Annotated in this window: 29 protein-coding genes and 1 pseudogene; 13 read left to right on the top strand and 17 right to left on the bottom strand. The window is 56.5% G+C overall.

Annotated features, from left to right (window positions below):
• Positions 1 to 3: 3 nt before the first annotated feature.
• The 16 genes from AB5Z02_RS18505 to AB5Z02_RS18430 all read right to left on the bottom strand — a co-directional run bounded on the left by AB5Z02_RS18505 (position 4) and on the right by AB5Z02_RS18430 (position 7,738).
• The gene (locus tag AB5Z02_RS18505) at positions 4 to 294 is read right to left on the bottom strand and encodes a hypothetical protein (protein ID WP_139734812.1); all 291 of its coding nucleotides are present in this window, start codon (positions 292 to 294) and stop codon (positions 4 to 6) included.
• Entirely contained in the window at positions 291 to 617 is a 327-nt protein-coding gene (locus AB5Z02_RS18500) for an MFS transporter (protein WP_139734811.1), read from the bottom strand. Before AB5Z02_RS18500 ends, AB5Z02_RS18505 begins: the two co-directional genes overlap by 4 nt.
• Positions 608 to 1,111, bottom strand: coding sequence for a hypothetical protein (locus tag AB5Z02_RS18495; protein ID WP_159158937.1), 504 nt, complete (start codon positions 1,109 to 1,111; stop codon positions 608 to 610). Before AB5Z02_RS18495 ends, AB5Z02_RS18500 begins: the two co-directional genes overlap by 10 nt.
• On the bottom strand, positions 1,108 to 1,494 hold the full coding sequence (locus tag AB5Z02_RS18490; protein ID WP_368216627.1) for a RusA family crossover junction endodeoxyribonuclease: 387 nt from the start codon (positions 1,492 to 1,494) through the stop codon (positions 1,108 to 1,110). The genes AB5Z02_RS18495 and AB5Z02_RS18490 overlap by 4 nt, the downstream gene beginning before the upstream one ends.
• On the bottom strand, positions 1,481 to 2,473 hold the full coding sequence (locus AB5Z02_RS18485; RefSeq protein WP_368216626.1) for a DUF968 domain-containing protein: 993 nt from the start codon (positions 2,471 to 2,473) through the stop codon (positions 1,481 to 1,483). Before AB5Z02_RS18485 ends, AB5Z02_RS18490 begins: the two co-directional genes overlap by 14 nt.
• The gene (locus tag AB5Z02_RS18480; protein ID WP_368216625.1) at positions 2,470 to 2,670 is read right to left on the bottom strand and encodes a DUF3283 family protein; all 201 of its coding nucleotides are present in this window, start codon (positions 2,668 to 2,670) and stop codon (positions 2,470 to 2,472) included. The genes AB5Z02_RS18485 and AB5Z02_RS18480 overlap by 4 nt, the downstream gene beginning before the upstream one ends.
• Positions 2,667 to 3,257: a 3'-5' exonuclease gene (locus tag AB5Z02_RS18475; RefSeq protein ID WP_368216624.1), complete on the bottom strand. Its 591-nt coding sequence runs from the start codon at positions 3,255 to 3,257 to the stop codon at positions 2,667 to 2,669. The genes AB5Z02_RS18480 and AB5Z02_RS18475 overlap by 4 nt, the downstream gene beginning before the upstream one ends.
• Entirely contained in the window at positions 3,254 to 3,958 is a 705-nt protein-coding gene (locus tag AB5Z02_RS18470) for a phage antirepressor KilAC domain-containing protein (RefSeq protein WP_368216623.1), read from the bottom strand. The genes AB5Z02_RS18475 and AB5Z02_RS18470 overlap by 4 nt, the downstream gene beginning before the upstream one ends.
• A complete protein-coding gene (locus AB5Z02_RS18465) occupies positions 3,955 to 4,404 on the bottom strand; it encodes a hypothetical protein (RefSeq protein ID WP_368216622.1) in 450 nt (149 codons plus the stop codon). Before AB5Z02_RS18465 ends, AB5Z02_RS18470 begins: the two co-directional genes overlap by 4 nt.
• A gap of 76 nt (positions 4,405 to 4,480) precedes the next feature.
• Entirely contained in the window at positions 4,481 to 4,762 is a 282-nt protein-coding gene (locus tag AB5Z02_RS18460) for a hypothetical protein (protein WP_368216621.1), read from the bottom strand.
• The gene (locus tag AB5Z02_RS18455; RefSeq protein WP_368216620.1) at positions 4,762 to 5,034 is read right to left on the bottom strand and encodes a hypothetical protein; all 273 of its coding nucleotides are present in this window, start codon (positions 5,032 to 5,034) and stop codon (positions 4,762 to 4,764) included. Before AB5Z02_RS18455 ends, AB5Z02_RS18460 begins: the two co-directional genes overlap by 1 nt.
• A complete protein-coding gene (locus tag AB5Z02_RS18450) occupies positions 5,021 to 5,689 on the bottom strand; it encodes a replication protein P (protein WP_368216619.1) in 669 nt (222 codons plus the stop codon). The genes AB5Z02_RS18455 and AB5Z02_RS18450 overlap by 14 nt, the downstream gene beginning before the upstream one ends.
• A complete protein-coding gene (locus tag AB5Z02_RS18445) occupies positions 5,689 to 6,678 on the bottom strand; it encodes a hypothetical protein (RefSeq protein WP_368216618.1) in 990 nt (329 codons plus the stop codon). The genes AB5Z02_RS18450 and AB5Z02_RS18445 overlap by 1 nt, the downstream gene beginning before the upstream one ends.
• On the bottom strand, positions 6,671 to 6,901 hold the full coding sequence (locus tag AB5Z02_RS18440) for a hypothetical protein (RefSeq protein WP_368216617.1): 231 nt from the start codon (positions 6,899 to 6,901) through the stop codon (positions 6,671 to 6,673). Before AB5Z02_RS18440 ends, AB5Z02_RS18445 begins: the two co-directional genes overlap by 8 nt.
• Before the next feature lie 77 nt (positions 6,902 to 6,978).
• Positions 6,979 to 7,500 carry a phage regulatory CII family protein gene (locus AB5Z02_RS18435; protein WP_052497104.1) on the bottom strand — a complete coding sequence of 174 codons (522 nt, stop codon included), beginning with the start codon at positions 7,498 to 7,500 and terminating at the stop codon, positions 6,979 to 6,981.
• A 31-nt stretch (positions 7,501 to 7,531) separates the two neighbouring features.
• The gene (locus AB5Z02_RS18430; RefSeq protein WP_182951238.1) at positions 7,532 to 7,738 is read right to left on the bottom strand and encodes a helix-turn-helix transcriptional regulator; all 207 of its coding nucleotides are present in this window, start codon (positions 7,736 to 7,738) and stop codon (positions 7,532 to 7,534) included.
• On the opposite strand from AB5Z02_RS18430, the pseudogene AB5Z02_RS18425 reads away from it, so the two are divergent.
• Positions 7,737 to 8,012 (top strand): annotated as a pseudogene (locus AB5Z02_RS18425) (helix-turn-helix domain-containing protein); the annotation flags it as partial. The gene AB5Z02_RS18430 and the pseudogene AB5Z02_RS18425 overlap by 2 nt on opposite strands.
• Before the next feature lie 48 nt (positions 8,013 to 8,060).
• Positions 8,061 to 8,489, top strand: a complete 429-nt coding sequence (locus AB5Z02_RS18420; RefSeq protein ID WP_368216899.1) for a LexA family protein — start codon at positions 8,061 to 8,063, stop codon at positions 8,487 to 8,489.
• Positions 8,490 to 8,507: 18 nt separating this feature from the next.
• Here AB5Z02_RS18420 and AB5Z02_RS18415 read toward each other — a convergent pair whose 3' ends face one another.
• On the bottom strand, positions 8,508 to 8,783 hold the full coding sequence (locus AB5Z02_RS18415) for a hypothetical protein (RefSeq protein ID WP_043851893.1): 276 nt from the start codon (positions 8,781 to 8,783) through the stop codon (positions 8,508 to 8,510).
• Here AB5Z02_RS18415 and AB5Z02_RS18410 point away from each other — a divergent pair.
• The 11 genes from AB5Z02_RS18410 to AB5Z02_RS18360 all read left to right on the top strand — a co-directional run bounded on the left by AB5Z02_RS18410 (position 8,782) and on the right by AB5Z02_RS18360 (position 14,543).
• Positions 8,782 to 9,198: a hypothetical protein gene (locus AB5Z02_RS18410; protein ID WP_368216616.1), complete on the top strand. Its 417-nt coding sequence runs from the start codon at positions 8,782 to 8,784 to the stop codon at positions 9,196 to 9,198. The genes AB5Z02_RS18415 and AB5Z02_RS18410 overlap by 2 nt on opposite strands.
• Positions 9,199 to 9,213: 15 nt before the next feature.
• Complete coding sequence (locus AB5Z02_RS18405; RefSeq protein WP_368216615.1) at positions 9,214 to 9,885, top strand: WYL domain-containing protein; 672 nt, start codon at positions 9,214 to 9,216, stop codon at positions 9,883 to 9,885.
• 56 nt (positions 9,886 to 9,941) lie between these two features.
• Positions 9,942 to 10,316 carry a hypothetical protein gene (locus tag AB5Z02_RS18400; protein ID WP_368216614.1) on the top strand — a complete coding sequence of 125 codons (375 nt, stop codon included), beginning with the start codon at positions 9,942 to 9,944 and terminating at the stop codon, positions 10,314 to 10,316.
• A 58-nt stretch (positions 10,317 to 10,374) separates the two neighbouring features.
• The gene (locus tag AB5Z02_RS18395) at positions 10,375 to 10,692 is read left to right on the top strand and encodes a hypothetical protein (protein WP_279975890.1); all 318 of its coding nucleotides are present in this window, start codon (positions 10,375 to 10,377) and stop codon (positions 10,690 to 10,692) included.
• A 47-nt stretch (positions 10,693 to 10,739) separates the two neighbouring features.
• Positions 10,740 to 11,036 carry a TM2 domain-containing protein gene (locus AB5Z02_RS18390; RefSeq protein ID WP_268842307.1) on the top strand — a complete coding sequence of 99 codons (297 nt, stop codon included), beginning with the start codon at positions 10,740 to 10,742 and terminating at the stop codon, positions 11,034 to 11,036.
• A 125-nt stretch (positions 11,037 to 11,161) separates the two neighbouring features.
• Positions 11,162 to 11,503, top strand: a complete 342-nt coding sequence (locus AB5Z02_RS18385; RefSeq protein ID WP_043851898.1) for a DUF4406 domain-containing protein — start codon at positions 11,162 to 11,164, stop codon at positions 11,501 to 11,503.
• Positions 11,500 to 12,117: an Nmad5 family putative nucleotide modification protein gene (locus AB5Z02_RS18380; RefSeq protein WP_368216613.1), complete on the top strand. Its 618-nt coding sequence runs from the start codon at positions 11,500 to 11,502 to the stop codon at positions 12,115 to 12,117. Before AB5Z02_RS18385 ends, AB5Z02_RS18380 begins: the two co-directional genes overlap by 4 nt.
• A complete protein-coding gene (locus AB5Z02_RS18375; RefSeq protein WP_368216612.1) occupies positions 12,114 to 12,773 on the top strand; it encodes a hypothetical protein in 660 nt (219 codons plus the stop codon). The genes AB5Z02_RS18380 and AB5Z02_RS18375 overlap by 4 nt, the downstream gene beginning before the upstream one ends.
• The gene (locus tag AB5Z02_RS18370; RefSeq protein WP_368216611.1) at positions 12,770 to 13,468 is read left to right on the top strand and encodes a hypothetical protein; all 699 of its coding nucleotides are present in this window, start codon (positions 12,770 to 12,772) and stop codon (positions 13,466 to 13,468) included. Before AB5Z02_RS18375 ends, AB5Z02_RS18370 begins: the two co-directional genes overlap by 4 nt.
• A complete protein-coding gene (locus AB5Z02_RS18365) occupies positions 13,465 to 14,310 on the top strand; it encodes an MT-A70 family methyltransferase (RefSeq protein ID WP_368216610.1) in 846 nt (281 codons plus the stop codon). The genes AB5Z02_RS18370 and AB5Z02_RS18365 overlap by 4 nt, the downstream gene beginning before the upstream one ends.
• Positions 14,307 to 14,543, top strand: a complete 237-nt coding sequence (locus AB5Z02_RS18360) for a hypothetical protein (RefSeq protein WP_368216609.1) — start codon at positions 14,307 to 14,309, stop codon at positions 14,541 to 14,543. The genes AB5Z02_RS18365 and AB5Z02_RS18360 overlap by 4 nt, the downstream gene beginning before the upstream one ends.
• The last annotated feature ends 30 nt before the right edge of the window (positions 14,544 to 14,573 follow it).

Raw genomic sequence — 14,573 nt, 5'->3', positions numbered from 1 at the left:
TCATCACTCCGGCTTATTAGGGCAGTTCTTGCACCTGAGATGGCTCAGCACAAAATCACGCACCCGTGGGTAATAGGTTTTCATCCACCAATGGCGGATAGCGAGGGCGCCGACAGATATATTCAGAAGCACCTCGGCATCCTGCCCGGGATTGCTCAACACCCCCAACGCAGCCAGCATCAGCAACAAACACAGCACCTTGCCGATGAGCCCATCGTGGATATCTGGCGACAGCCAGCACCAGAAGGCCCACAGCACAATGACTGTCACGGCGATGGAGTTGATGAACATCATTGACCGCCTCCTGTTCGACTGAAGCGCTCTTTCACCAGCTCAATGAGATCAAGCCCCCTGATGGTGCGCAGGCCAGCGGCCAGCAGCGAGCCACCAAACGCGCCCAGCAAAAAGCCGACCCCGCCTGATAAGCCGGGGTCGATGTTGTACATGCTGATCGCCAGAGGCGTGGTGAAATACGCACAAGCCGCGCCAGAACCGATGAATACCAAGCGACCTCGCCAGGTGCTCAGCTCCTCCTGAAATGGTACGGCCACCAATGCGCCGATAAGGCCAGCAAGGGCCCATTCGGCATTTGTGAGGATCCGCTCGATTAGGCCCATACAGTGCGGGCCCCCATGTTATTTTTCATTGGCATAGCTCCGGTGCTCTTACCTTTCGGAGTGTTGCCAATCGTGGCTTTTCGTTCCTCTTGGGGGATTTCTGCCCGCGCCAGATTGCGGATTTGACGCTCGGATAGCCCCATGATTTCAGCGATATAGGCCGATGGAGTGCCCTCCTTGAGCATCTTCACGATGGCCTGATCCCGAAAGCGGCGGTAGATGTCCATGCAGTTGCCTGGCTGCAGGATCTCCCCGCCAAACTCCTTCACCAGCTTGTCAGCATCCTTCCAGCCGAGAATGGTCACCAGCGGGTGATCGGGGCGCAGGGTCTTGGGCACGTAGAGGATCACGCAAGAGCGCTTGGCGCCAGGGTAGCGGTGATCGCGCTCATAGCAGCGCGGCAGCTGGCCAACAAGGTAAAGCGCCCGCTCCACCCCGATCACCTCGGCAATCTCCCGCACACTGCGGGGCAACTCGGCCAGCGCGCTCCTCATGCCGCCTCCTTCACTGAAATGGTCACCCGCAGTTCGCCACCCTTCACCACCTGGGCGCGCTCCACGCTCAACAGATCGATCTGACTGTCATCCAGCCACACCCCGGCATGGGTCAGGGCATCCAGCGTGGCCTTGAGCACGTTATCGAGATCTCGCGCCCGGCGATCCGGTGGGCAGGCAACCATAGACACCGCAAGGCGGCCAGCCAGCTGGCGGTTATTGACCCCGCCAAGCATGCACATCTGCGCGGCCGTGGTGCGAAAGCGGCGCCCTTCCTCACTGAGCAGGGTTCTCGGCTTGCCCTTCACCGCAACATTGCGCCAGATCCGGTTGGTTGAAGGTGGCCACGGCAGCGTGACGGTGAATGACTCAGGCTTTTTCATTGAACACTCCCAAGGAGCAGGCCTGCTCCAGTGTGTTGATAACGTGCTGCAGCTGCGATCCGTGCTTGGCCTCCCACGCCTTCCATCCCATCTGGTGCAACTCCACGTGCGGCTGGTGGGCGAGCGGAAAGGTGAAGATGTCGTGGGCCTTGCTGCCCATCACGCTCATGCCGTGGCCCACGACGTGGTGCGCTTCCACCCCCTCGCGGCTTCCGGTAATTACACATGGCAACTGGCGCACAAAGGCCAGATAGGGCTCGCACTCCCAGCGCTTGCGCTTCGGCTTGCCCATAAACAGGGCGGCGGGTTCAGGATTGATATGGCGAACGGCCGGTTTGGCCTTGATGCGGGCGCGCAGATCGGCCAGCGGGTCATCTGCCAGCAGATCGGCCTTGTTGACGCGATAGCGGGTGTCGGTCTCCTTGTAGCCGCGCCCTGGCACCAGCACCCGCTCAGGCTCCAGCGGTGGCAAGCGGCAGGCATCGCGCAGCACGGAGGTCGGCAGGCAGTGCTGCACCTTGTAGACGGTCGCCCACCAACAGAGATCCCGCACACCCAGATCGGCCTGAGACACCCCGCACCAGCCAGCCACCTTCTGCAGCACCACCCGGGCAACCCAATCCGACACCGCAGAGAGGGAGATCGGCAACTGCCCATCGTGGCGCTCGTTGTCGTGGTGCCAGCACAGCGGCAGGTTAACCCCCTCCACCTCGGCAGTGACCGACTCACCGGCGCAGTCATGGCCGATAACGCAGTGCCCGGCATTGGCGGTCAGCAACTCACCGCCGGCGGCATTCACCACCTCGGCACAAGCCAGCGCGGCCACCAGCTCGGGGAACTGACGCAGCAGATCGGCGCCATGGTCGCGCACCAGCCGCACCGGATGTCCAGCCAGATGGCGCTTGGTGGCAGCCAGGTTTTCACCCAGCTGCACCAGTGCAAGCCCCATAGCATCAACAAAAACGGCGTTGGTAGTCACGAGGCGGCACTCCGGATCTGGTTCATCAGCTGGCGGAACCACTCGCGATGCTGCTCATCCACCGCATCGATGGCGTCGATCACATCCTGCCGGCTGATATCGTTGCGACGACGGCGCCAGAAAAGCAGATGAGCCTGCTTCTCCAGCTCGATACGCTGGCGGTCGTGCTCGGGGAGTTTGGCGAGGTTGTGAGTCATGCCACCTCCTTGCCGATCGCCTGTTTGAAGGAACGCAGGATGCTGATCAGGTAGGCGGCTTCGTGGCGAGCATCGTGCAGCGCGTGATGGCGGATGCCCTCAAACTCAATCTGAAACTTGGGGTCAATGTCGAGCAGTAAGCGCCCCATCAGCACAACTGTTCGCAGTGACTGGTTGCCACGGAATGACCAAGGCAGTTCAATCCCACATTGCGAATAGGCATCCTCAAGGATCACGTTGTCGAACTCTGGGCCATTGCCCATCAGTTCAACAGCCAGAGCGCGCGGGAAGTGGCGAGACAGAAAATCTTTCAGCGCATCAAGAGCATCAGCAAGGCATAAGCGATCGGTGTTTTTGAACATCTCAAGCCACGCCTGCGGGCTATTGCTCCTTTGAAGCTCCCACCACGTCATTGTTCCATCATCTCGCTGGCGCGGTTGGTGGAGTGATACTCGGCAATAGAACTCATCAACAGCCACCAGCTGCTCGACATCAACGATAACCACACCGATCTCACCGATAACGGCGCGAGGTCCTTTGCCAAGCGTTTCAAGGTCAACAACTGCAATCAGGCTTTGCTTGATCATGCCGCCACCCCACGCAGTACGCCTTCACGGATCAACCGCTCCACCAGCCACTGCTGGCCCTTACCGGTGATCAGCGGGGTAAAGCTGATCCTCTTCTCCCCGTTCGAATCAAAGGTGCTCTCCCGTGTGGCGAAGTAACCGCGATCCACGAACTCTTGCATCGGCAGGTTCCATCGCTCACCGCGGCAACTCATCAGGATCTTGCGCTCGCGCAGCATGGCAAACAGCTTGGTGGGGCCAAGGCCAACGGTCTTGGCGAATGCAGACAGGGTGATCCCCTTCTCCACGCTGGCGATCTGCTTCGCAAACGCCACCGCCGGGGCATCCAGCGCCACCTTGCGCTCGAGCTCCATATTCTGCTCGGCCAGCTCGGCAGCCAGACGCAGCGCCTCCGGCAACGTCTGGGGGATCATCATCGCGGGCTGGTGGGCCTGCTGCTCCAACTCCTGCCATCGGCGAATGATGCGGATCCGCAGTTGAGCGCTGTAGCCGGAGACCAGGCAAATGGTCTCCTCCTTGTCCAGCATCAGGCACGGCTGGGTGCGGCCACGGCCATCCTGATAATCTCCTGACTTTTCAGGAGATTGAATTTCCACCAGCATCCGGCGTATATCGGCCAACACGTTGTCGTGGCGCTTTCCTGTAAGCTCGGCGATCTCGATGCTGCTCATCACCGGATTGGTCAGTGCGGTCATGTTCATGCTGCACCGCCTTTGGCTTTGGCTATGGCAGCGCGGGCAACCAGTATTGCGTTTGGCAAGTCGCCATCTTGCTCAAGCTCATCCAGATCTCTCGATGAGTTGTATTCGCCATCAATGAATATGGCGTCAACCTCCATCTGCTCAAGCGATAAGGTCAGTGCCGCCAGCAGCTCAGCGCCCAGTTGATCGCCCTCCAGCAGCTGGGTTCCAACGGCAGCGACAAGCCCTTTTTGCTCCAGCTCATCAGCCGTAAGACCACGACAAGCATTCACGCAGGCCACGATTCGGCGGGCGTTTTCACGCTGTTCGTCACTGAAATACTTGTCATCAGCATCAATCATGATGCGAGCGATGTTTGCTCCATTTGATGCGCGGATCTTAATCAGCTGATCTTCATCATTGGTGACTTCAACTGAGCTCCAAGGCTCGTTTCCATGTTTTTTCATCACTTCACCCCCATCGACACATTCGCGGCCAGATACACAGCCAGACCCACCATCACCACCACCATCAGGGTGCTCTTCATGAAATCGCGCATTTGATCATCTCCAACGTGGCAGGCCGCTGTTGCTGGCCGCGCAGGGCGTTTACCGCCTCAACTACATCTGCAGGGTCGTCATCCACCACCAGGTAATAACCGGCGTTGTGTGACCATGAGGTAGATCCCAGCTGATGCGGACAATCCGACACCTCAAGGCGCACCTGTACCGGCAGCCAATCCGGCACCTCGGGGTACACCGCCACCCGCACATGCTTGGCGGCCTTGATATCCCGCTCGCAGGCTTCACTGAATGTCACTGCCATCACTGCACCCCCAGACAACTGATGTTTGCTCTCAGCAGCGAGGCCTGCAGCGCCACTGACTCCTTGGTGATCACCTCGACCGATGACAGCTCGAAATCGTCTCCTTCACCGACACAGGCCAGCACCAGCTCGAACTCACCGGCGTTGTTCGCCATGGTCCAGCTCCAGCCGGCGGGCGCCTCCGGGATCTCGATATCGAAGGTGCAGGGCCACATCTTGTGCAGCTGAGCCATGGCCGCATTGGCGATCAGCTCGTGTTTATTGGCCACCATGCTCACCTCCCCGCTTGAACAGCTTTTTCAGGTTTGCCACGGCGCGCTGGCCGGTCTGCTGGTAAAACTCCGGGCTGTGCTGGATCTGCGCTCTGGTCGGCAGTCCCTTCATCACCTCGGCGCTCAGGTCTTCACCTGCCATCATCCGGCGCACCAGCTGGGCATAGGCCTGATCGAACACGGCGCGGTAAGCGTCTGCGCTCAGGGTCTGGCGCTCCCAGCTAGTCGCCTTGGCGGCCAGCTCGACTGCGGGATGGGTGTAACGGCGGGTGCGCACCTCAACCAGCGCGCTATCCAGCGTGGGCAAGCCCAGTGACTCCGGCGTCACCTCACACCACTTGATGAACTTGCTGGTGCTCGGGAAGAAGTCCCCGCCGTGGCTGCGGGCCATCAGCATGCCAAGCTGCAACTGCTCGCGGGTGGTGCAACCGGCATCGACCAGGGCGCGAGTCCACTCGGCCAGCGCGCGGCGCTGATGGTCGTCAGTGGGGAATGCCTGTTTCCATGCCGGGAACACCGCTTTCAGCTGTTCGAACAGGGTGGCAACCATCTTGGAATCCCGATCTGTCAGCGGGCGCTGCTGATGGGTGATGGTCTCCACGGTCGGCGCGATGGCGATCTCGTGCAGCACGGTGCTGAGTGGTTTCATGGTCATCAGAAACCCTCCTGCATGCGCTGGTTGAGCTCAGCGGCGGTCATGGTCTGGGTCAGGTCGGTGTGATCATTGCGGCGCGGCGTGAAGCCCTGCAGGCCATTGCTGCCGCCACGGTCTTGGCACTTCGACAGCCAGGCGTTGATAAACCGGTTGATGCCGGTCTTGGTCTTGCGCTTGGTCGGGTTGGCAATCAGCCAGCCAGTCATGGTGCGCAGCTCTTGGGCCACATCCACCGCCGGATACAGGGCTTGCATCTGGGCAGCGAACGACTCGGTGACCTGATGCTCACCGCTGTTGAGCGGCATGGTGATCACCACTGGCTCTTGCGGTGCTGGCTGCTTGGCTGGCAGTGAAACCGGCTCAGCAGAAACAGATTCAATCACCACCGGCGTGGAGTCCGCGATAGCGGGCTCGGCGCTAGTGTTTTGATCTTTTGTTTTTGTTTTATTGTTTATATTGTTTAGAGATTCGGCGTGAAACTCCGCGCCTAACTCCGCGCAATCAGATTGCGATACCACCTGCAACCCCATATCAGATGCGGCTTTGAACTCCGCGCCTAACTCCGCGCCATCGTGTTCTGAAACTCCGCGCTGATACTGGTCGTAATTGAGAACGGTTATCAACGTGTAACCCTTGGTACCCTGCTTGCTGGTGCGGGTGATCATCCCGTCACGCTCGAAGGCATCCAGAGAACGGCGGGCGCTATCTTCGGAGATGCCGCAGGCCTCACCCAGCGAACGAGCAGAGCCAACCAGCTGGCCACGGCTCAGGGTGACGCGGTTGCCGTTGAAGGTATCCTCGGTGCGCTCGTGGGTTACCTCGAGCAGCAGGTGCAGCCACAGGGACTTGCGAGCAGGGTCACGGTAAAACGTGGCATCCTTGATGCTCTTGTACAGCAGCACAAACCCGCTGCGGCGGTTCTCGTTCACGTTGCAGCCTCGCTGTGTGGTGGGTGCGCTGGCCGGTGCCAGGCTAACGACGTTACCCATGAGCCACCCCCTGACCCATCTGCGCAGCCATAGCGGCATCACGCAGGTGGTTCTGCATCCAGGTGACATGGCAAATGGCTTGCTGGGTGGTGATGGGCAGACGCATGCCGCCGTAAACCAGAAAGGTGCCGCTCAGGCTGGCCACCAGCTTCGGCAGGGTTGCCGGGATCACGTTGCGGCGCTTGCCTTGCGCTTTGGTGCCAGCTTCGGTACTCTTATCCATGTTGTTTTCTCCAGTGAAATAGACCGTGGGTCCGGCTGTTCGCGCAGCGCGGGCCCGATTCATTTCAACGACGTTCATCACTTCGCTCCTCCTTGCACAGCCACTGGCAACGGGCGAACCTGACTTGCCACTGACTCTTCCAAACTCAACAGCTCCCTGATGGCGCGATGCACTGCCGCCGTAATCGCCTGACGCTCGATCGGGTCAATCACCCCGTCCTGACGCGCCAGATGCAGCTCGCCGAATACAGCACCAACCACTGAGGTGACAGTCATCACCTGGTCGGCCAGCTCTTCCTCGCTCACCGTGCTATCCGGCAGAGCCACCAGCACATGACCACGAGACAGCGCCCAGGCTTGCAGAATGGCGTTATCACCGGTCAGCTCGGTCACAGCCATGGCCTCAGACAGGGTCAGGTGATGGTCTTCGCACTGCGGGTTGAACTTGTTGTTCAAGGTGGTCGGGCGCTTGTTGCCCATCAGCTTGGCCAGCTCGGTGATGTTGTACCGGCGACTCAACTGATAAGCGGCGTCAATAGGGTCAGATGCGTGGGAGTGATCCCGCTTGACTCTCGTGGTTGTTTTTTTGGCTTCTGTCATGATGGTTTCCGTAGAGCAGGCCTGGCGGTAATCACTGGCGGTGCTCTGGGTAGATGATTTCCATAACGCTGATTTCTTGAGAGAAAAAATCAGCAATCCGTTGGGCTCGCTCTAACGATGCCTTTTGAAGGCCACGCTCAATGCGGCTCAGGTTTCCAACGTCAATCCCTACCGCCTGACTCAGCTGATTGATCGTTACCTTCTGCTGCTCTCGCAGCTTTCGAAGAGGTGTAAGCATGAACGCCCCCTTATATGCGCTACACGCATATTCAAGCACAGAAACATATGCGTGTCACGCTTTGCGCACACCGCATATAAATTGCCATCATGGACAAATGAAAGTTGGAGCAAAGATCAGGGCGCTGCGAAAAGCGCGCAAAATGACGATCAACGAGCTGGCCACTCAGGTGGACAGTGATGTTGGCAATATTTCTCGATTGGAACGTGACCTGCAGGGCTTCAGCCCACAGTTGCTATCCAAGATCGCGGACGCACTGAGCGTGCCTGTTTCAGAGCTTTTTTCTGATGACTCGCCCGCTTCTCCCCACCAAAACATGGAAATGGCCCAGCCAGATATCCACCGGATCCCGGTGATCAGCTATGTGCAGGCGGGGGTATGGACAGCGCCGAACGAGATCCGCGAGTGCGATGGCAATATGGCCTATATCACCACCGATCTTGAGCTTGGCGATCGTGCTTTTGCCATCGTGATCCGTGGTAACTCCATGGAGCCGGAATTCACCGAGGGCGATCTGGTGCTGATTGACCCGGACGAACCACTCCACCCTGGCGACTTCGTAGTTGCCAAGAACGGCGAAGAAGAGGCCACCTTCAAGAAGTACCGTCCTCGCGGGTTCAGTGAGGATGGAAGAGAGATCTTCGAGCTGGCCCCGCTCAATGACGACTACGCCACCATGCGATCAGATCGCCAGCCCATTCAAATCATCGGCACCATGGTGGAACACCGCCGCCGCAGACGGCGCCGCTAGGGATAGACCATGGATGGTTTATTTCAGCGCCTTCCTTATCATTGCCAGCGCATCATCCTGCCCACGCTGGTAGGCCTTTTTCGGCCCGCTCACCATCACCTCGGCCAGCACATCAAACAACAGCGCTGGCTCAATCTCCGGCAGCCTGGCTGCAAAATACTCTCCGCACCGCTGGCTGTCCCAAGTACCCACCACCCCGTAATTCATTACCCGCAGCAGATCGGCCCGCAAAAAATCCCGTTTCGTGGCCCCGCCCTGCACTTCATCCTTACCCTTAACATCAGGATCAGACATGACAACCTCCAATATTGAACAGTTCGACATGATTGCCGGTAAGACCTTTGCCGCGCTCTATCAGGCCTTTCCGATGCCAATAGATATAGCACTGGAAGAATATACAGTACATGGATCGGCCAGTGAAGACAGGGGCGATGGGATTGAGGCGATGACCGAAGAGGCATCACTGATCATGGCGTCATGGTCATGGCTGGTGGAGGCTGACTATATCGACGCGAACGTGCAGGATGATATCGGCCTGAAAGAGGCGGTGCTGTCTGCCAAAGGGATATCCATTCTCAAATCAATGGCCCTGCCGTACACGCTGACGCTTGGTTATAGGTTAACAGCCGCTATCGATGAGGGTGATCAGGATAAGGTCAGAACGTTTGCTTCAATGGCCATAGGATTTGGCATCAACGCCTTAAAATAAAAAAGGAAAGGAGCAATGGGGACTCTTCTCGGTATTTTATCGTTTGTGTTTCTTATTCTGGCAGTGGTTGGCTTATTTAAACCGTCTGTTTTGTGGCAAAAGAAACGTATCAGCGCACTCGTTATCGGTTTTACCGCTTCGGTCTGCTGTATTGGCCTTGGCATGTATGCTGATGGCCGCTTCATGTTTTGGGATGCCTTCTGGTTTGCGCTGCCATTGATCATCACCCTGCTGACCATAAACAAGCCAACCCATAAAGCAGCACCAAAAACGCTCGCACAAACGGTGTTTGATGCCAATGAAGCAAATAAGCAGGCGCAAGCCAGCAGACCGCCAAGGCAGGAACCGCGCAGTGGCAGTGGTGCAGCTCGGCGACCCGCGTTCGATCCATCATTCAAAAGCTGGGAATCAACGCTGACCACGGTATGGGCTGGCGACACCGATGATGTTGAGTTCACCTATATCAACAAAAAGCGCGAGCGAACTCGCAGGCGGGTTACTGTTGATGAGGTGTTGATGGGCAATGGCTCAGGTTTTTACATAAAGGGTTATTGTCATGTAAGGCATGAAGACAGAACCTTTAAGGTGTCTAATATAGACACAAAGATAAAATCAGGAAGCAAGCGATTTGACTTTGATGACTGGTGCAACCAAAAACTAGGCGTTGACGTAGACTCACTTGTGTGAGTTTATTTTTATGTGTTATGTACATAATAAAAAAACAGAAAAATATGGAGATTGCAATGGGATATAAAAACAAATCGGTAATTCTCGGGATGATGTTATTCCCGATCTCTGCAATGGCTGGCTTTATCCACCCGATGGATTTTGATGGTTCAGAGGCCCAGAAGCAGGAAGTAATCCAGTACATCAAGGATCGCGTCCAGCAAGACTACTGTGAAAGCCAGCTAGATATGTGCCAGCCGTCAATGCTGCGCATGATGGAAGATCAGAACCTCAACTCATTCAAGAAAGCGACGCAGGCCACTGATCGCAAAATAATGGATCGGGTTATCAACGATTACTGCAATAGCGGAATTGACATGTGCAACTACGACAATCTGTTGATGATGTACAACGAGAACCTTAAGGCAAGCAAAAAACAATTGAGTTGGTAGTAATGGTAAAGCCGTAGTGCCATTATTTTTTATAAATATGGAAAAATGGAAGCCAATTATGAAAAAAATGATGATCGCAGGTATTGCTATTCTCGCAGTGACAGCAGTGGTCTGCTATACGCAACTAACCATATTTGTCATACCGCCAATTGGAGCAATTCCTAAAGGTCAGACTGCTATTATGATGCGCTTGAATAAAACTGAGTTCATAGATAGCCCGGATGCTATGTGTGAAAGAATGCAAGGTGGGGTTAGCCTCCTTTGCAGGGGAATGGCTCTGGCTGCCGTTGGCGAAAATGCAACGATTTTGGGGCGCTTTCCTTACAGCTCGTGGCTCTACGGAATTTCTACTGGCGGAAAGACATATAATCGATAGATGCAGAGTAGTTTGTATTTTAATATTACAAATAATATGGAGTTAATATGTCAGATATGGTTTTTTGTCGCGGGTGCGGTAAAGAAATTCACAAAACAGCGGTGTCTTGCCCGCATTGTGGCGCTGTGTATGGTGCGAGCAAGAGCCGGATCACGGCTGCCCTTCTCGCTTTCTTCCTTGGTGGGCTTGGTATTCACAAGTTTTACCTTGGCAAGGCCCTGCAGGGTTTTCTCTACCTGATCTTCTGCTGGACGTTTATCCCGGCCTTTATCGCCTTCATCGAGTTCATCATCTACATCTGCATGTCTGATGAGAAGTTTGCCGAGAAGTACGCCAAGGCATAACCGGTAACCACCCAAGGATAAGCCCACCAGCACGGTGGGCTTTTTTACATCTGCAAATATGCGCTTGACGCATTTGCGCATAGCGCATATCTTTATCCCAGTTACACCAGTAAACGGGATGAACCATGTCGAACCAACAACGCAAAATCGTCTACATCGCAGGGCCAATGTCTGGCCTGCCGGAATACAACCGCCCTGCCTTCAACACCGAAGCGCTCCACCAGCAGCAAAAAGGCCACGTCGTACTCAACCCGGCAACCCTGCCGGACGGCCTCACCCAGCAACAATACATGGGCATCTGCATCGAGATGGTCAAGATCGCTGACGAGGTGATCATGCTGCCGAACTGGGTTAACTCCCAAGGCGCCACCGCTGAATTTCACTACGCCATGAAGTGCGGCAAGGTCATCCGCCAAGCCGAAGATGGCTTTGTCTGGTATCCGGAAAACACAGGGGATGCAGCATGAGACTCACCAACGAAATAAAGCTCCAGATCATCAAGGCCGCGGCCGTCAAGGCTGGCATTCCTGCAGCAGAAGAAGCGCTGCGCCTGCGCCGCGTTGATTGGGCAGAGGCGGTGCGTGTCGATTCCCTTGGTGGCAAAGAAGGTGCTGAGGCTGTCGATAAGGCCATCGAGCAAATCAAGGCCATCACGAAGGCGCTGCCGGAAGGTGTAACTACCGGATACCAACCAATCAACGTTGATAGCGACTTTTACCTGAACTGCGGCGGGATCAGCATTCGCCCGCGCTTTAACGGCACCTTTGGCTATGACTCTTGCCATGAGTCGGTAAGAAAGCCGTGCCGTTCATGCAAGTTGGCGGCAGATCATCCGCTTGCCATCGAGTTCCACCAGCTTGAGCAGGATGCCAAATCGATCAAGGAGAAGCGCGAGCACATCGAAAACAGCGTGGCTGCAGCCATGAGCGGCATCAACACAGATAACCAGCTGCTGAAAGTGTGGCCGGAAGCAGCCGAACTGATGCCGAAAGAGATCAAGAAGGTGCAACTGCCGGCAGTTCAAACCGCAGACCTGAACGCGCTTATCGGCCTGCCGAGTGAGAAGGAGATCGCAGCATGAAACACATCGCCACCGTACCTGCCGCACTGGTCAAGGCCGCCATGCTGTTTCAGGCCAAGAATGATGTGCGCTACTACCTGAACGGCATCATGATCACCAAATCACACATCGTCGCTACCGATGGTCATGTGATGTTCGTCTCACCATACGAGTCAGACCTGCGCCCTGATGAGCAGATGATTATTGCCATCAAAGGTAAGATCCCGGCGAAGGCTCACAACCTCGAACTGTTTTATGACGATGAGAGCAATATCGGTGTAGCGCGCTGCGTTGAAGTGACACCATTCAACATGAAGGTGAGAAACCGCATCACCGGCGAGTTTGAGGATGTACCACCGACAGCGGCAGCAGTCCTTGATGGTCAGGGCCACCAGCAATGCGCCTTTTTCCACAAGATTGATGGAAAGTTCCCTGACTGGGAGCGTGTTGTGCCAACTGGCGAGGCCATACCTACCGACCGCATCGGGATCAACTTCGACTTCTGCGCTCCCGTGGCCAAGGCCTGCAAGGAGCTTGGCAGCCATTACGCGCAATGTGCCGTCAACCTGCGAGGTGCGACAACTGCTATCGAGGTCGATCTGCAGAGCCGCCACTACGCTGGCGCCAAAGCCATCATCATGCCGTGTCATGTTGATCCTTCGGGGGTGGCAGCATGAGCAGCTTCTACCTTCGTGACGCAAGATCCAACGTAGGAAGCTCCTGCATGTTCTGGGCGCTTAATGGAAATGGCTATACAACAAACCTCGATAAGGCTCACGTCTACACGCAGGAAGAGGCTCAGTACTACATCGACCGTCGGCACACAGATGTTCCGCTCAGCAAAACCTTGGTCGATGAGCTCGCTACCGTGCGGGTGGATCACCAGCACCTTGATGAGTGCATGGCAGGGTTGGCAACAGGCTGCGATCAGTATGTGATCCACTGCTGTATCGGCGATTTCGACGGAAACGACGTTTACTGGAAAGCCGATGAAGGCGGCAGCTCTGTAAACCTTTCGGATGCACTCGTTCTAACCAGAGCAGAAGTAGAAGCGGCCGCGAGAGTGCTCAATTCAGTGACCATCTATCGGCTGGAGTATGTGCAATCCATCAGTCGTCGCACATTCCAGGTTAACCGCATCAACGAACGCAGAATGGTGACAGCCGCCGGTGTTCGTAAGCCAAAACGCCGTCGTGAGCGTCAGACAACAGGTCGTAACCGTGGCAACTGTCCGAAATGCGGACGGGTGACATGGGGGTTCAACCCGCATCGGCTGTATACCTGCGCTGAGGCTGTTCGCGAAAAACACGGCTGTGGTGACTGGTTAGAAGACTGCGAATCAGCAGTTGCATTTGCAAAGGAGCTGTCATGAACATCGACATCTTCAACACAGATCGCAAATACCGCGTCATCTACGCCGACCCAGCTTGGCAGTTCAACAACAAGAACACCGGCGGCAGCATGACCAGCTCTGCCGAGGCGCAATACACCGTCACTAGTCTGGCCGACATGGCCGCACTGCCGGTTGCCAAGCTCGCTGACGATCACTGCCTGCTGGTGATGTGGTGGGTCGGCAGCATGCCGCAAGAAGCCATCGACCTGTGCAAGGCGTGGGGCTTCCGCCTGGTCAACATGAACGGCTTTGTCTGGCGCAAGATGACCAAGCGTTGGAACCCGCACTTCGGTATGGGGTTCACCACCCGGGCGGGGTCTGAATCTGCCCTGATTGGGGTGCGCGGTAAGTTGAAGCAGCTCATCAAAGATCGGGCCGTGCGGGCCGTCATCGAGGCAGAGGTTGGAAAACACAGCCAGAAGCCGAACGAGTTTCGCGCTGCCATCGAGAAAATGTGCGGTGCACTTGAAGGAGAAGTGCCGCGCATCGAGCTGTTCGCCCGCGAATCCGCCGCCGGTTGGGACTGCTGGGGCAATGAAGCACCTGAAGCAGAGGCCACCAGCGCACCGGTTAACCCGCTGGCCGATATCGAGCCGCTGGCCGACTGGCGCAACTTTCCTGCCGTCAAGGCAGTGATGTACCAGGTTGATGAGGTTGAACTGCTCACCCCGAGCAACACCAACCTGTTGGCCGGCTACGTTCGCGACATCATCGACAGCGGTAGCGATGACGCCACCACCCTGACCTGCGCAACCGATATGGCCAGCCGCCTGCTGCATCCTGATGAAGAACAGCACATCGACAACGTGGAGGCAGCATGAAAATACAACTCACCCCGGCAATGCGCATGCAGCTGTTCTATGCCGAATCGCTCGAGATTGAACTGCCGGAAGGCTGGGTGCTGGTACCGAAACAGGCCACGCCAACCATGATCGCCGTTGGCCAGCATGCCGACGATAACGCCCCTACCCTGCGCGATGAGCAGGTGGCGCGGGTGTGGCAAGACATGGTGACCATTGCACCCACACTAGACCAGGACGGATGGAAGATATGACCAAACAACAAGCCGCCGGACTCACCATTC

The organism is Aeromonas sp. R2-3, from assembly GCF_040908375.1.
GTDB lineage: Bacteria > Pseudomonadota > Gammaproteobacteria > Enterobacterales > Aeromonadaceae > Aeromonas > Aeromonas veronii.
The sequence above is the reverse complement of the archived record's forward strand: the minus strand, read 5'-3'. Positions and strand labels throughout refer to the sequence as shown.

Bases quoted from the DNA above. Each gene is read 5' to 3' on its own strand.
- AB5Z02_RS18385 (WP_043851898.1), top strand. From the start codon at position 11,162: ATGTCGAACCAACAACGCAAAATCGTCTACATCGCAGGGCCAATGTCT.
- AB5Z02_RS18390 (WP_268842307.1), top strand. From the start codon at position 10,740: ATGTCAGATATGGTTTTTTGTCGCGGGTGCGGTAAAGAAATTCACAAA.
- AB5Z02_RS18415 (WP_043851893.1), bottom strand. From the start codon at position 8,783: ATGTCTGATCCTGATGTTAAGGGTAAGGATGAAGTGCAGGGCGGGGCC.
- AB5Z02_RS18375 (WP_368216612.1), top strand. From the start codon at position 12,114: ATGAAACACATCGCCACCGTACCTGCCGCACTGGTCAAGGCCGCCATG.
- AB5Z02_RS18365 (WP_368216610.1), top strand. From the start codon at position 13,465: ATGAACATCGACATCTTCAACACAGATCGCAAATACCGCGTCATCTAC.
- AB5Z02_RS18400 (WP_368216614.1), top strand. From the start codon at position 9,942: ATGGGATATAAAAACAAATCGGTAATTCTCGGGATGATGTTATTCCCG.
- AB5Z02_RS18440 (WP_368216617.1), bottom strand. From the start codon at position 6,901: ATGGATAAGAGTACCGAAGCTGGCACCAAAGCGCAAGGCAAGCGCCGC.
- AB5Z02_RS18455 (WP_368216620.1), bottom strand. From the start codon at position 5,034: ATGGTGGCCAATAAACACGAGCTGATCGCCAATGCGGCCATGGCTCAG.
- AB5Z02_RS18505 (WP_139734812.1), bottom strand. From the start codon at position 294: ATGATGTTCATCAACTCCATCGCCGTGACAGTCATTGTGCTGTGGGCC.
- AB5Z02_RS18420 (WP_368216899.1), top strand. From the start codon at position 8,061: ATGGCCCAGCCAGATATCCACCGGATCCCGGTGATCAGCTATGTGCAG.
- AB5Z02_RS18460 (WP_368216621.1), bottom strand. From the start codon at position 4,762: ATGGCAGTGACATTCAGTGAAGCCTGCGAGCGGGATATCAAGGCCGCC.
- AB5Z02_RS18435 (WP_052497104.1), bottom strand. From the start codon at position 7,500: ATGACAGAAGCCAAAAAAACAACCACGAGAGTCAAGCGGGATCACTCC.
- AB5Z02_RS18475 (WP_368216624.1), bottom strand. From the start codon at position 3,257: ATGATCAAGCAAAGCCTGATTGCAGTTGTTGACCTTGAAACGCTTGGC.
- AB5Z02_RS18410 (WP_368216616.1), top strand. From the start codon at position 8,782: ATGACAACCTCCAATATTGAACAGTTCGACATGATTGCCGGTAAGACC.
- AB5Z02_RS18380 (WP_368216613.1), top strand. From the start codon at position 11,500: ATGAGACTCACCAACGAAATAAAGCTCCAGATCATCAAGGCCGCGGCC.
- AB5Z02_RS18360 (WP_368216609.1), top strand. From the start codon at position 14,307: ATGAAAATACAACTCACCCCGGCAATGCGCATGCAGCTGTTCTATGCC.
- AB5Z02_RS18500 (WP_139734811.1), bottom strand. From the start codon at position 617: ATGGGCCTAATCGAGCGGATCCTCACAAATGCCGAATGGGCCCTTGCT.
- AB5Z02_RS18470 (WP_368216623.1), bottom strand. From the start codon at position 3,958: ATGAACATGACCGCACTGACCAATCCGGTGATGAGCAGCATCGAGATC.
- AB5Z02_RS18445 (WP_368216618.1), bottom strand. From the start codon at position 6,678: ATGGGTAACGTCGTTAGCCTGGCACCGGCCAGCGCACCCACCACACAG.
- AB5Z02_RS18495 (WP_159158937.1), bottom strand. From the start codon at position 1,111: ATGAGGAGCGCGCTGGCCGAGTTGCCCCGCAGTGTGCGGGAGATTGCC.
- AB5Z02_RS18480 (WP_368216625.1), bottom strand. From the start codon at position 2,670: ATGACTCACAACCTCGCCAAACTCCCCGAGCACGACCGCCAGCGTATC.
- AB5Z02_RS18430 (WP_182951238.1), bottom strand. From the start codon at position 7,738: ATGCTTACACCTCTTCGAAAGCTGCGAGAGCAGCAGAAGGTAACGATC.
- AB5Z02_RS18465 (WP_368216622.1), bottom strand. From the start codon at position 4,404: ATGAAAAAACATGGAAACGAGCCTTGGAGCTCAGTTGAAGTCACCAAT.
- AB5Z02_RS18370 (WP_368216611.1), top strand. From the start codon at position 12,770: ATGAGCAGCTTCTACCTTCGTGACGCAAGATCCAACGTAGGAAGCTCC.
- AB5Z02_RS18395 (WP_279975890.1), top strand. From the start codon at position 10,375: ATGAAAAAAATGATGATCGCAGGTATTGCTATTCTCGCAGTGACAGCA.
- AB5Z02_RS18405 (WP_368216615.1), top strand. From the start codon at position 9,214: ATGGGGACTCTTCTCGGTATTTTATCGTTTGTGTTTCTTATTCTGGCA.
- AB5Z02_RS18450 (WP_368216619.1), bottom strand. From the start codon at position 5,689: ATGACCATGAAACCACTCAGCACCGTGCTGCACGAGATCGCCATCGCG.
- AB5Z02_RS18490 (WP_368216627.1), bottom strand. From the start codon at position 1,494: ATGAAAAAGCCTGAGTCATTCACCGTCACGCTGCCGTGGCCACCTTCA.